Genomic DNA, 13,211 nt, shown 5'->3' with positions numbered 1-13,211 from the left:
GCAAGCTCACTTGTGTTTTTGGCATTTGACGCGGGAGCGCCCGGTGGCGAGGCTTCGCGCGAAGTCGAGGAGGAGATCTGCCCGTGAGTCGTGACGCCGCCATCGCCCTTGCCCAGGAATCGTTCGATTCCGGTCGTTTCCGCGCCGAACTCGCACGCCGCGTGGCCATGCCGACCGAGAGCCAGAACCCCGAGCGGCGGGCGGAACTGCTGCGCTATCTCGAAGAGGAGATGACCCCGGCGCTGGAGAAGCTCGGCTTCACCACCGAGATCGTCACCGACGACAGCGCGCCGGGCCCGTTCCTGATCGCCGAGCGGATTGAAGACCCGGCGCTGCCGACCGTCTTTGGCTACGGCCATGGCGACGTCATCCGCGGTCTCGATGCCGAATGGGAAGACGGCCTGTCGCCCTGGTCGGTGACCGATCGCGGCGATCGCTGGTACGGCCGCGGCGTCGTCGACAACAAGGGCCAGCACGGCATCAATCTCGCCGCGCTGGAAGCGGTGCTGGAAACCCGCGGCCGCCTCGGCTTCAACGCCAAATATCTGATCGAAATGGGCGAGGAAGTCGGCTCGCCCGGCCTGCATGCGGTTTGCGACACATATCGCGACCGGCTGAAAGCCGACGTCCTGATCGCGTCCGATGGTCCGCGCCTGACGGCCGACCGGCCCACAATCTTTCTCGGCTCACGCGGCGGCGTGAATTTCGACATCTGGATCGACGCCCGCGAGGGCGGCCGGCATTCGGGCAATTGGGGCGGCCTCCTCTCCAACCCGGCGGTGCAGCTCTCCCACGCCATCGCCAGCCTGGTGGGGCCGACCGGCCAGATCCGCATTCGCGAGATGGTGCCGACCCATGTGCCGGATGCGGTACGCCGGGTGCTGGCCGATTGCGACATCACCGCCGGCGAGGAAGGCAAGATCATCGAGCGGGACTGGGGCGAGCCGGGCCTGACGCCGTCGGAGCGGGTCTTCGGCTGGTGCGCCCTGGAAGTCCTGGCTTTCGAGGCCGGCAATCCGAAGACGCCGGTCAATGCCATCCCGCCGCGAGCCTGGGCCCGGATGCAGCTGCGCTACGTCGTCGGCATCGATCCGCAGGCGGTGATGCCGGCGATCCGCCGCCATCTCGACCGGCAGGGCCTCGGCATGGTGCAGATCGGCCTGACCAGCGACGGCATCTTCAAGGCGACGCGCCTCGATCCCGACGACGCCTGGGTCGGCTGGGCAGTGGATTCCATCGCCAAGACGACCGGCGCCAGGCCGGCGATCCTGCCCAATCTCGGCGGCTCGCTGCCCAACGACGCCTTCTCCGAAGTCCTGGGCATGCGCACCATCTGGGTGCCGCATTCCTATCCGGGCTGTTCCCAGCATGCGCCCAACGAGCATGTGCCCACCGGCATCGTGCGCGAGGGCCTGGCGATGATGGCCGGTCTCTATTGGGACCTCGGCGAGAACGCACCCGCCGTCGAACGGTAGGACGTCACGAAAGAGGGCCGGGAGCCTGCTGCCCGGCCCTGCCTCCTTCGCATGTCAGCGCGGATACGGGGCGCTCAGCCCCATTTGGTCAGCGAAGCGGCCAGTTCGGGATGGTCCCGCGCCTTGTTGGCCAGCGACAGGCCCTCGGCCGCCGCGTCCCAGGCCTGGCGGATGGCGCGCACGCCGGCGGCCGGCCCCATCGGATGGCCATGGATGCCGCCACCGCCGAGATACATCAGGTCGAGCGTGCGGCCGGTGCGCTCATAGGTCTCGACCGCCTGCCCGCCCCACTGGCCCGAACAGACGACGGGCAGCGGCCGGTCGGCCTCGGAGAAGATCGGCGTCATGCAGTCTTCGAAGGAGCGCACGAAGCTCTCGTCCGGCTCCCAGTATTTCGCCTGGATGCCGTTGATCTGGAACTGGTCGACGCCGAGCAGCCGCCAGATCTTCTGATAGGCCCGGAATTCCAGACCCAGCCCCGGATGGCGGGTCAGGATGTCCCAGCCATTACGGTGGGCATGCAGGCACAGCGCCGAGCGCTTGCGCAGGAAGCTCATGCCGCCATAGCCGATGGAGTTGATGTTGACGACGGCGGCGTTGCCGCCGGCCTCGACCACGCGGTCATGGTTGCGCATCATCGTGTCGGGATCGGCCGACGAAATGCCGAAGGCGTACATCACCCGCTTGCCGGTCTTCTGCTCGTGATCCCGGATCACCGGCATGATGGCCGCGATGCGCTGCTCGAGCGGCGAATAGGCCGGGCTCATCAGCTTCTCGTCGTCCTTGATGAAATCGACGCCGGCGGCGCAGAGATCGGCGACGACCGCGGCGGTCTCGTCCGGCAGAAGCCCCAGCGACGGCTTGATGATCGAGGCGATCATCGGTCCCGCCTCCACGCCCATCAGCCGGCGCGAGCCGGCGATGCCGAATTGCGGCCCGGGATGGCACGCCCAGGCCTGCGGCAGGTCGATGTCCATCACGCGGATGCCGGTGACGCCCTTGACCGCGAAGACGCCGCCGATGGTGATCGTCATCAGCGCGGCGATGTCGGTGCCGACGGCCTCCAGCGGATAGGCAATGGTGACGTCGGCGCGGTGATACGGGCCCTGCCCTGCCGGATCGGGAATCGACGGGACGGCCAGCGGCTCGAGCGGCGTGACCTGCTCGACGCGGGCGGCGCAGCGGGCGCGCACGGCCTCGGTCTCTGTCGGCAGTTCGGTGAAGGTGCCGGTCGACTGGTCCGACGCGATCTTGGCGGCCATCGCCTCGACGTCGCCGGCGCATTCGATGCGATAGGTCACCCTGATCATGTCGTCCGCCATCGCATTATCCTTCTTGTCGCACGCCATCTCAAATACTCATCATACCTGTTGACATAGTAATGACGATCTCTCAAGCTTCGGGCCGATCTAGGGAGGAGGGCATCCGCACCGGGTGCCACGAATGATCGGGAGGAGCCTTTCATGCTGTTGAACCGTCGTATTCTCATTTCCGCGCTGGCTGGCGCTGCCAGCCTGATCGCGATGCCGGCATTCGCCCAGGACAAGGGCCTGATTGCCATCATCACGCCGAGCCATGACAACCCGTTCTTCAAGGCCGAGGCCGTCGGCGCCGAAAAGCGCGCCCAGGAACTCGGCTACGAGACCCTCGTCCTCGTCCATGACGACGACCCGAACAAGCAGTCGGAAATGTACGACACGGCGATCGCGCGCGGCGCCAAGGCGATCATTCTCGACAATGCCGGCGCCGACGCCTCCGTCGCGCCCGTACGCCGTGCCAAGGAAGCCGGCATCCCGTCCTTCCTGATCGACCGCGAGATCAAGGAAAGCGGCATCGCCGTCAGCCAGATCGTCTCCAACAATTACCAGGGCGCGCAGCTCGGTGCCGAGAAGTTCGTCGAGCTGATGGGCGAGGCAGGCAATTACGTCGAGCTGCTCGGCCGCGAAGCCGACACCAATGCCGGCATCCGGTCCTCGGGCTATCACGACATCATCGACCAGTATCCGGACATGAAGATGGTGGCGCAGCAGTCCGCCAACTGGTCGCAGACCGAAGCCTACGAGAAGATGGAGACCATCCTCCAGGCCAATCCGGACATCCAGGGCGTCATCTCCGGCAACGACACCATGGCGATGGGCGCCTGGGCTGCGCTGGAAGCGGCCGGCCGCACCGACGTCATCCTCGTCGGCTTCGACGGTTCCAACGACGTGCGCGACTCGATCAAGAAGGGCGGCATCAAGGCCACCGTGCTGCAGCCGGCCTATCGCCAGGCCCAGCTCGCCGTCGAGCAGGCCGACCAGTACCTGACCACGGGCTCCACCGGCCAGCCGGAGAAGCAGCTCATGGACTGCGTGCTGATCGACGAGAGCAACGCCGACAAGCTCGAGACCTTCGCGCTCGCCGACTGACGCTACTCGTCTCCCAAGACACGCTCGTGCCTGGCCATCGTGCCAGGCACATCACCGTTCAGGGGCAGGCCTGCCATGCGCAACAGAACCATCCGCACCACCATTCTCGCCGCCTCGGTCCTCTGCCTCTGCGGCTTCACCATCGTCTGGGAATCCGAGAAGACCGCCGGTGAAGGCGCCGCGGTCGCCGCGACCGACGAGACCCGCATGGCGGCCTATGCCGAAGAGGCATGGGAGCCGAAGGTCATGCCGGAGATCGCCAGCCACGTCGTGCCGCTGACCGATCTGCGCGCCGCCATGGCCAGCGATCCCGACGCCGCCGGCGAACAATACGGCTTTCCCCGCGACGGCGAGACCAGCCCGTGGAACTTCGCCGTCTCCGGCGAGGGCAAGATCGTCGAAGCCAAGCTGAAGAGCCGCGCGGCCAAGCTGCAGGTCGACACCGACGGCGACGGCAAGGGCGACGTCACGGTCCAGCTCGGACCGATCATCCGCGGCACGGCGCTGCGCGACGCCATGCCGTTCATCGTCTTCACCGATTTCCGCGACCAGATCGAATTCGCCAAGCTCGCCAATGCGCTGAACGCCGTCGCCCATTCGCGGCTGACGCTTCCCGAGGGCGACGTGGTCGGCCAGACCGCCCGTTTCGAGGGCGTCATCGCGCTGAAGGGCAACGCGCAATCGGTCGAGCTGGTCCCGACCCAGCTCCAGATCGGAGAGTGAGATGGCCGACGCTGCCCATCCGATCGGCCTGTCGATCCGCAACGGCCTGAAGGTCTATCCGGGCACGGTCGCCCTCAAGGACGTCGATTTCGACCTCTATATGGGCGCCGTGAACGTGCTGGTCGGCGAGAACGGCGCCGGCAAGTCGACGATGATGAAGGTCATCGCCGGCGTCGAGCAGCTGACCCAGGGCACCATCCTGATGGACGGCGAGGAACGGGTGTTCCGCTCGACCGACGAGGCCGCTCGCCACGGCATCGGCATCGTCTTCCAGGAGCTCAACCTCTTCCCCAACCTGTCGGTCAGCGACAACATCTTCATCGCGCGCGAAAAGACCCGTGCCGGCGTCGACATCGACATGGCCGCGCAGCGCGAGGAAACCCGCCGCCTCCTGCGCCGGCTGGAGCACGACATCGACCCCGACACGCTGGTCGGCGACCTCAAGGTCGGCCAGCAGCAGATCGTCGAGATCGCCAAGAGCCTGGCGCAGAACGCCCGCATCCTGATCCTCGACGAGCCGACCTCGGCGCTGTCGGCCTCCGAGGTGGAGATCCTGTTCCGGGTCATCGCCGATCTGAAGGCCAACGGCGTCGGTATCGTCTACATCTCGCACCGGCTGGAAGAGCTGATCCGCGTCGGCGACTACATCACGGTCCTTCGCGACGGCGCCATCACCGGCGCCCGCTCGATGGACGGCGTCGACGTGCCCTGGATCGTGCGCAACATGATCGGCGAGGCCTCGAAGGATTTCGCCAAGGAGGTCGAGCACGATTACGGCGCCGAGATCTTCCGGGCCGAGCATATCTCGCTGCCCAACAAGAGCGGCGGACTGGCCGTGGACGACGTCTCCTTCTCGCTGCGCGAGGGCGAGATCCTCGGCGTCTACGGCCTGATGGGCGCCGGGCGCTCGGAACTGCTCGAATGCATCATCGGGCAGCAGCGCGACTATGCCGGCTCCTTCTTCATGCGCGGCGAGCACCTGGCCAAGCGCGGCGTCTCCGACCGGATTGCCCGCGGCCTCGCCCTCATTCCCGAGGACCGCAAGCAGGACGGGCTCGTGCAGATCCTGTCGATCCGCGAGAACATGACGCTGTCCAGCCTCGGCGCCTTCACCCGCGGCATCCACATGTCGCTGAAGCGCGAGGCCGAGACCGTCGCCGACTTCATCCGCCGCATGACCATCAAGATCGCCTCCCCCGAGCACGAGGTCTCCTCGCTGTCGGGCGGCAACCAGCAGAAGGTCGTCATCTCCAAGGCGCTGATGACCGACCCGAAGATCCTGCTCATGGACGAGCCGTCCCGCGGCATCGACATCGGCGCCAAGGCCGAGGTGTTCCGCGTCATGCGCAAGCTGGCCGCCGACGGCCTCGGCATCGTCTTCGTCACCTCGGACCTCGAAGAGGTGATGTCGCTGTCCGACCGGATCCTGGTGATGTCGAACGGCCGGGTGACCGGCGAGTTCAGCAAGGACGAGGCGACCGAAACGGCGCTCGTCGAGGCTTCGGCAATGGGGCACGCCCCCGACCACGCACCCAGTTCCGCCTTCAAGGAGGCCTCGTGATGACCGCCCAGACCGCCACCGCCGTTCCCCGCCGGGAGATGGACAGCACCTCGATGCTGCTCGTCATCCTGAAGGCGCGCACCTTCATCGCGCTGATCCTCGTCTTCGTCTTCTTCGCCTTCGCCGCGCCGAACTTCCTGTCGACGGCGAACATGGTCATCATGTCGAAGCACGTCGCGCTCAACGCCTTCCTCGCCATCGGCATGACCTTCGTCATCGTCTCCGGCGGCATCGACCTGTCGGTGGGCTCGATCGTCGGCCTGTGCGGCATGGTCGCCGGCTGGCTGATCCTCAACGGCATCGATCTGGGGCTTGGCTGGTCGATCCAGTTCAACACGATCGAGATCTGCCTCCTGGTCATCGTCGTCGGCGTGGCCGTCGGGGCGATCAACGGGTTCCTCATAACCAAGCTCAACGTCGCGCCCTTCATCGCGACGCTGGGCACGCTCTATGTCGCCCGCGGTGCCGCCATGCTGTCCTCGGACGGCCGGACCTTCCCCAACCTCAACGGCAACGCCGAATACGGCTCGGACACCTTCCGGATGATCGGCGCCGGCGACTTCCTCGGCATTCCGATCTCCATCTGGATGCTGATCGCGGTGGGCTGCGTCGCCGCCTATATCGCCAAGCGCACGCCGCTCGGCCGCTACATCTATGCCGTCGGCGGCAACGAGAAGGCCGCGGCCCTGTCCGGCGTGAAGGTCAACCGGGTCAAGTATTTCGTCTACATGTTCTCGGGCTTCTGCGCCGCGCTGGTGGGCATCATCATCGCCTCGCAGCTCGTCGCCGCCCATCCGGCCACCGGTGACACCTTCGAGCTCAACGCCATCGCCGCGGCGGTGCTCGGCGGCACGTCCATGTCGGGCGGGCGCGGCAAGATCGGCGGCACCATCATCGGCGCCTTCGTCATCGGCGTCCTGTCGGACGGCCTCGTGATGATGGGCGTCTCGGCCTTCTGGCAGACCGTGATCAAGGGTCTCGTCATCATCGCCGCCGTGGTCATCGACCAGGCCCAGCAGCGCGTCCAGAGCCGCGTCGCCCTGCAGGCCCAGGCGGCCCTCGGCAAGTAAGGAGAGTACCCCATGAAAGGCGCATTGATCGGCTGCGGCTTCTTTGCACAGAACCAGCTGCATGCCTGGCGCGACATCGACGGCGCGGAGATCGTGGCGCTCTGCGACCGCGATCCCGAGCGGCTCGCCGCCACCGCCGAGACCTTCGGCATCGCCCGCACCTATACCGACGCGGCGGCAATGTTCGCGGCCGAGGAGTTGGACTTCGTCGACATCGCGACGACCGTCCAGAGCCACCGGCCGCTGGTCGAGATGGCTGCCGGCGCCGGCTGCCACGTCATCTGCCAGAAGCCCTTCGCCGAGACGATGGACGACGCCCGCGCCATGGTGGCCGCCGTCGAGGCCGCCGGCCGCACGCTGATGGTGCACGAGAACTTCCGCTGGCAGTCGGCCGTGCGCAAGGCCATCGAGACCGTACGCAGCGGCGCGATCGGCACGCCCTTCTTCGGCCGCGTCGCCTTCCGTTCGGGCTACGACGTCTATTCCGGCCAGCCCTATCTGGCCGAAGGCGAGCGCTTCATCATCGAGGATCTGGGCATCCACATCCTCGACATCTCGCGGGCGCTGTTCGGTGATGTCGAGCGTATCGCGGCGACCACGCAGCGGGTCAATCCGAAGATCAAGGGCGAGGACGTGGCCACCATGCTGCTCGCCCACGAAGGCGGCGTGACCTCCGTCGTCGACTGCTCCTATGCCACCCGCCGCACGCCGGAGACCTTTCCGCAGTCGCTGCTGGAGATCGACGGCACCGAGGGCACGCTGCGGCTCGACGCCGGCTACAGCCTGGTTGTCCAGACCGGTGGCGACGAGACCGTGACCGACGTGTCGCCGCCCGTCCTGCCCTGGGCCGAGCGTCCCTGGCATAACATCCAGGAGAGCGTGCGGATCATCCAGCAGCATTTCGTCGCCTGCATCGACGCCGGCACCCAGCCGGAAACCTCGGGCGCCGACAATCTGAAGACCCTGGCGCTGGTCCAGGCCGCCTACCGCTCGGCCGAGACCGGCGAGACGGTGAGGCTGTCCGACATATGAGCGATCCGGTCGAACTCTACGGCACGGACCAGCCGCTCGAAACGGCGCGTTCCGTCGAGCTCGGCCCCGTCGCCTTCGCCTTTCGCAACGGCGCGATCTCCCACCTGACCGTGGGAGGCCGCGAACTCCTGCGGCAGGTGGCGTTCCTCGCCCGCGACCGCGACTGGGGCACGCTGTTTCCCGAGATGGGTCCGGTACGCGAGAGCCGCGAGGGCGATGCGCTGGTGCTCCGCTGCGCCCTCGCCTTCACCAACCCGCCGGGACGGCTCGATGTGAACCTGACCATCCGCGTCCGGCCGGACGGGCTGGACTTCGAGGCGGTCGGCAAGGCGAGCGGCCGGTTCGAAACCAACCGCACCGGCTTCACGGTCCTCCACCCGATCACCGGCCAGGCCGGGGCACCCGTCACCGTCACCCATACCGACGGACAGGTCGAGGAGGGCCATTTCCCGCAGCGCATCGCGCCGTGGCAGCCCTTCATGGACATGGCCGGCATCACCCATCGGGTCGCGAGCAAGGAGTGCCGCTGCCGTTTCGAGGGCGATGCCTTCGAGATGGAGGATCAGCGCCAGTGGGGCGACGCCTCCTTCAAGACCTACAACCGGCCGATCGCCCTGCCCTGGCCCTACGACATCGCCGATGGCGAGGAACTGCGCCAGGCCGTGCGCCTGACATGGTCGGGCGTCCCGGCAGCCGCGCCGAAGACCGCCGCACCGCCGGCCGCCGGAACGACGTTCCCGCAGACGGCCATTCTTGTTACCGCCGACCATGCCCGTCGGGCCGTTACCAGTCTCGGCGATCTCGACGCGGTCCGGCCGCAGCGCCTGCTCTGCCATGTCGACGCCAGCCTCGGCGATGTCGCCGGGCAGTTCGTCGCCCACGCCGCCCTTCAGGCCGCCGCGCCCTCCCATGGTTTCGACCTGGAGATGATCGCCGATTTCGGCGGCGATGCGGATGTCGATCCGGACCCGATCCTCGCCGGCTATGCCGACGCCATGCGCGCTGCGGGCTTTGCGCCGGACAGCGTCATGGTCTGCCCGTCGGTCGACCGGCAATCGACGCCGCCCGGATCGGCCTGGCCGCCCTGCCCGCCGCTCGACGCGATCCATGCCGCCGCACGCCGCCGGTTCGACGTGCCCCTGATGGGCGGCGGCATGGCGAGCTTCTTTCCCGAGCTGAACCGCAAGCGCCCGCCGGTGGAGATGCTCGACTTCGTCGTTCATTCGCTGTGCCCGATCGTCCACGACGCCGGCGACCGCGCCGTGATGGAGACGCTCGAGGCCGTCGCCCACATCACCGCCTCGGCGCGGGCGATCATCGGCGATCGCGACTACCGCATCGGCCCGTCGACCATCGCGATGCGGCAGAACCCTTATGGCGCCCGCACCATTCCGAACCCGGATCGCCGCCGCGTCGCCATGGCCGACGACGATCCGCGCCATGCCGGCCGATTTGCCGCCGCCTATGCGGTGGGGCTCGCCACCGCGCTGGCCCCGGCGGGGATCTCGGTCTGGACGCCAGCCGAACTCTATGGACCCCGCGGCCTCTTCGCGCCGGACGGCAGCCGCCTGCCCCTGACCGAAGCGATCGCGGCGCTGGCGGCATGCGCCGGGATGGCGGTGGTGGCGAGCGAAGTGGACACACAACGCGCCCATCTTGCCCTGTCGGGCGCCGTGTTCGACGCAAACCTCACATTAGAACCCTTCGAAGACTTGCCACCTTTTGGTTGGAAGGTAAGAGACGACGTCGGCGCAACGCTGCGGCAGGGCGGCGCGACGAGATCGAAGAGGTAAAGCGGTGTTCCAGCTCGATTCAGGCCAGGAGGGCGAAAAGATCGTCCGGCGCAAGCTCTCGGATCAGGTGCTGGACAAATTGCGCCACATGATCCGGTCGCGCGAATTGCGCGCCGGCGACTACATGCCCTCCGAGCGCGCCCTGATGGAGCGCTTCGGCGTCGGCCGACCGGCGGTGCGCGAAGCGCTGCAATCGCTGCACAATGCCGGTCTGATCACCATCAGCCATGGCGAGCGCAGCCGGGTCAACGAGATCACTGCCGGCACGGTTCTCGACCAGACCGACGAGATTGCCCGCCTGCTGCTCAACGCGGTGCCGTCGAACCTGGAGCATCTGAAACAGGCGCGGCGCATGTTCGAGCTCGGCATCGTCCGAGTGGCCGCCGAGAACGCCACCGACGCCGATGTCGCAGAACTGCGCGAACTGGTGCAGCGCCAGCGCTCGCTCCTCGGTGGCGACCCGGTGCCGTTCATCGAGGTCGACATGGCGTTCCACACGCGCATCGCCGACATCGTCGCCAACCCGATCATCTCGGCCGTCTCGGTCGCCATGCTGCGCTGGCTGTTCCAGTACCACACCTCGCTGCTGCACTGGTCGAACAACGAGGAGATCACCCTGACCGAGCACGACTGCATCGTCGACGTGATCGCCGCGCACGATCCCGACAAGGCGGTGGAGACCATGCGCGGCCATCTCAACCGGTCGCTCGACTTCTACAGCTTCGGCGACGGCGAGACGCCGCCGCGCTGATCGCCCGGGCCCGGTGACTGGGGTTCAGCCGCGCGGGCCGCCGCCGTCCCTGATCCAGCCGAAGAAATCCTCCGAGCCCATCTGGCCGCCCTTCAGGGCAATCTGCAGCCCGTCATGGGCGCCCTTGCCATAGGCGGTGGACAGCGACGCGCCCGGAATCGTCGGCGCGCAGGCGACCAGCGCGTCGAGACCCAGTTGCCGCATGCCGTGACCCGACGTGTCGCCGCCCGAGATGACGGCGCGGCGGATCCCGGTCTCGCTCAGCGTCCGGTCGAGGATCCGGCCGAGGGCCTCACCGATGCGCCGGTTGGCGATCTCGATGGTCAGGCCGCTCTGCGAAACCGTCGACCGGAAGGCCGCGACCGCCTTGTCCTGGTTGCCGAGCGCCGAATGGACCAGCGGGCTGGCGCCATCTGCGGCCGCCTCGCAGGCCGCCGCGACGAGCCGGTCTTCCTCCGCCGCAAGGTCCGCCGGCGAACCGCAGACGCGCGTCGCGTCGAAGGGCAGCAGCGCAAAACCGTTGGCGGCGGCCCAGGTGAGCTGCGCGCCGGTCATCGGCGACACCGATCCCGAGATCACGGCGATCCGGTCGACGCGCCCGGCGCTGCCGGCCGGTTCGGCCGGGGCGATCAGGCCGATCTCCAGCCAGTGGCGCAGCAGCGCGAATTCGATGCCCTGGCTGCCGACCACGAAGCCGAGCCGGTCGCGGTTTTCCCACAGAAGCCGGCCTGCCGCCGTCTCGCTCGCCGGCTCCATCGAATCGATCGACAGGAGCCGCGCACCGTCGCGCAGGGCCGCCTCCAGCCGCGGCTGCGGGCCGGACCACAGTGCCTCCAGGTCGATCAGCGCCGAGGGCAGCGACGTCTGCTCGGCCAGATGCTTCAGGAGATCGGCCTCGTGCATCGGCGTGACCGGATGGTCCGACATCACCGGATGCCGGTCGAGCCGGTAGACGCCGTCGAAGGTGCCGGCGAAGAGATGGCCGAAGGCCTGGTAGCGGCGCATCTGCGGCGCGGCGGTCAGGATCGGCACCGCGTCGGCCGGACGAATGGCGAGGCCGAGATCGATCGCCTTGCCGATATTGCCGGTCTGCGGCGAGGAATCGAAGGTCGAGCAGACCTTGTAGTGCAGCAGCGGCGCGCCGAGATCGTGCAGGAACTGCAGCGGCGCCGGCATGTGCTCCGCCATCCACTCCGGGCCGTGGCTGCGCGCGGTGGACGCGATGCCGATCGCCCGGCAGGCGCTGAAGCGGGCAAGCAGTTCGGCGTCCGGCACGTCGCTGAACAGAACGGTCGGCACGCCCGCGAAGGCCAGCGCTTCCATCACGGCGGCCGATCCGGTGAAGTCGTCGCCGTACCACGTCACCCAAGGCGTGACGGGCTCTGTCTCTTGCATGAAGCTACCTCGAAGGCCCGTGGCGGGCGTTGACATTTCGGTCCTATTATTATCTCATCATACCAGTTTAGGAAAGGTCCCGTCGGACCTCGGAGGAGTGTAGGCAATGACCACTGTGGCGCTGTTCGGCGCAGGCGGCAAAATGGGTGTCCGTCTTTCCCGCAATCTGGCGAAATCGGATTTCGACGTCCGCCATATCGAGGTCGACCCGAAGGGCCAGGAGCGCCTGAAGGATGCGATCGGCGTCGATTGCGTCGACCAGGAGACCGGACTGGACGGCGCCGACGTGGTGATCCTCGCCGTACCGGACACGGTGATCGGCAAGGTCGCGTCACTGGTGGTTCCGAAGGTCGCGCCGGGCACCATCGTCGTCGTGCTCGATGCCGCGGCGCCCTTCGCCGGCCATCTCCCGGAGCGGGCCGACATCACCTATTTCGTCACCCATCCCTGCCATCCGCCGATCTTCCACAACGAAGAGACCGAGGCCGGCCGCAAGGACCATTTCGGCGGCGTCGCGGCCCAGCAGGGCGTCGTCAACGCGCTGATGCAGGGCCCGCAGGAGCATTACGAGATCGGCGACAAGGTCGCCCGCGCCATCTACGCGCCGGTGGCCCGCACCTACCAGGTGACCGTCGAGCAGATGGCCTATCTGGAGCCGGGCCTGTCGGAGACGGTCTGCGCCTCGCTGCTGGTGGTCATGCGCGAAGCCATGGACGAAGTGGTCAAGAAGGGCGTGCCGCATGATTGCGCCCGCGACTTCCTGCTCGGCCACATGAACATCCTCGGCGCGGTGATCTTCGACGAGGTCGACGGCGTGTTCTCCGACGCCTGCAACAAGGCCATCGAATTCGGCAAGCCGATGCTGATGCGCGACGACTGGAAGCGCGTCTTCGACCGCGACGAGATCGCCGCAAGCATCCAGCGCATCACCTGAGGCACGACGCTTCATCGACCTGACAGGAAACGGGCGCGTCGCAGGACGCGCCCGTTTCGTTTGTGATCG

The 13,211-nt window shown here is 67.5% G+C and carries 11 protein-coding genes; 9 read left to right on the top strand and 2 right to left on the bottom strand.

Annotation, left to right across the window (positions count from 1 at the left end):
* Positions 1 to 83 precede the first annotated feature (83 nt).
* On the top strand, positions 84 to 1,475 hold the full coding sequence (locus H536_RS0109300; protein ID WP_024350215.1) for a M20 family metallopeptidase: 1,392 nt from the start codon (positions 84 to 86) through the stop codon (positions 1,473 to 1,475).
* Between the two features lie 74 nt (positions 1,476 to 1,549).
* Here H536_RS0109300 and oiaX read toward each other — a convergent pair whose 3' ends face one another.
* Positions 1,550 to 2,797, bottom strand: coding sequence for a 3-oxo-isoapionate-4-phosphate decarboxylase OiaX (oiaX, locus tag H536_RS0109295; RefSeq protein ID WP_029702964.1), 1,248 nt, complete (start codon positions 2,795 to 2,797; stop codon positions 1,550 to 1,552).
* A 141-nt stretch (positions 2,798 to 2,938) separates the two neighbouring features.
* On the opposite strand from oiaX, the gene H536_RS0109290 reads away from it, so the two are divergent.
* The 7 genes from H536_RS0109290 to nanR all read left to right on the top strand — a co-directional run bounded on the left by H536_RS0109290 (position 2,939) and on the right by nanR (position 10,813).
* Positions 2,939 to 3,883: a D-ribose ABC transporter substrate-binding protein gene (locus H536_RS0109290; RefSeq protein WP_024350213.1), complete on the top strand. Its 945-nt coding sequence runs from the start codon at positions 2,939 to 2,941 to the stop codon at positions 3,881 to 3,883.
* 75 nt (positions 3,884 to 3,958) lie between these two features.
* Positions 3,959 to 4,606: a DUF2291 family protein gene (locus H536_RS0109285; protein ID WP_024350212.1), complete on the top strand. Its 648-nt coding sequence runs from the start codon at positions 3,959 to 3,961 to the stop codon at positions 4,604 to 4,606.
* A 1-nt stretch (position 4,607) separates the two neighbouring features.
* Complete coding sequence (locus H536_RS0109280) at positions 4,608 to 6,167, top strand: sugar ABC transporter ATP-binding protein (RefSeq protein WP_024350211.1); 1,560 nt, start codon at positions 4,608 to 4,610, stop codon at positions 6,165 to 6,167.
* On the top strand, positions 6,167 to 7,237 hold the full coding sequence (locus H536_RS0109275) for an ABC transporter permease (RefSeq protein ID WP_024350210.1): 1,071 nt from the start codon (positions 6,167 to 6,169) through the stop codon (positions 7,235 to 7,237). Before H536_RS0109280 ends, H536_RS0109275 begins: the two co-directional genes overlap by 1 nt.
* Before the next feature lie 12 nt (positions 7,238 to 7,249).
* On the top strand, positions 7,250 to 8,269 hold the full coding sequence (locus H536_RS0109270; RefSeq protein WP_024350209.1) for a Gfo/Idh/MocA family protein: 1,020 nt from the start codon (positions 7,250 to 7,252) through the stop codon (positions 8,267 to 8,269).
* Positions 8,266 to 10,062, top strand: coding sequence for a D-apionate lactonase family protein (locus H536_RS0109265; protein WP_024350208.1), 1,797 nt, complete (start codon positions 8,266 to 8,268; stop codon positions 10,060 to 10,062). The genes H536_RS0109270 and H536_RS0109265 overlap by 4 nt, the downstream gene beginning before the upstream one ends.
* Positions 10,063 to 10,066: 4 nt before the next feature.
* Complete coding sequence (nanR, locus tag H536_RS0109260; RefSeq protein ID WP_024350207.1) at positions 10,067 to 10,813, top strand: transcriptional regulator NanR; 747 nt, start codon at positions 10,067 to 10,069, stop codon at positions 10,811 to 10,813.
* Positions 10,814 to 10,837: 24 nt separating this feature from the next.
* On the opposite strand, the gene H536_RS0109255 is transcribed toward nanR, so the two are convergent.
* Positions 10,838 to 12,208, bottom strand: a complete 1,371-nt coding sequence (locus H536_RS0109255) for a four-carbon acid sugar kinase family protein (RefSeq protein WP_024350206.1) — start codon at positions 12,206 to 12,208, stop codon at positions 10,838 to 10,840.
* Between the two features lie 106 nt (positions 12,209 to 12,314).
* Between H536_RS0109255 and H536_RS0109250 the strand changes: the two genes are divergently transcribed.
* Positions 12,315 to 13,142, top strand: a complete 828-nt coding sequence (locus H536_RS0109250) for a phosphogluconate dehydrogenase C-terminal domain-containing protein (RefSeq protein WP_024350205.1) — start codon at positions 12,315 to 12,317, stop codon at positions 13,140 to 13,142.
* Positions 13,143 to 13,211 lie beyond the last annotated feature (69 nt).

The organism is Aurantimonas coralicida DSM 14790, from assembly GCF_000421645.1.
Classification (GTDB): Bacteria; Pseudomonadota; Alphaproteobacteria; order Rhizobiales; family Rhizobiaceae; genus Aurantimonas; species Aurantimonas coralicida.
The sequence above is the reverse complement of the archived record's forward strand: the minus strand, read 5'-3'. Positions and strand labels throughout refer to the sequence as shown.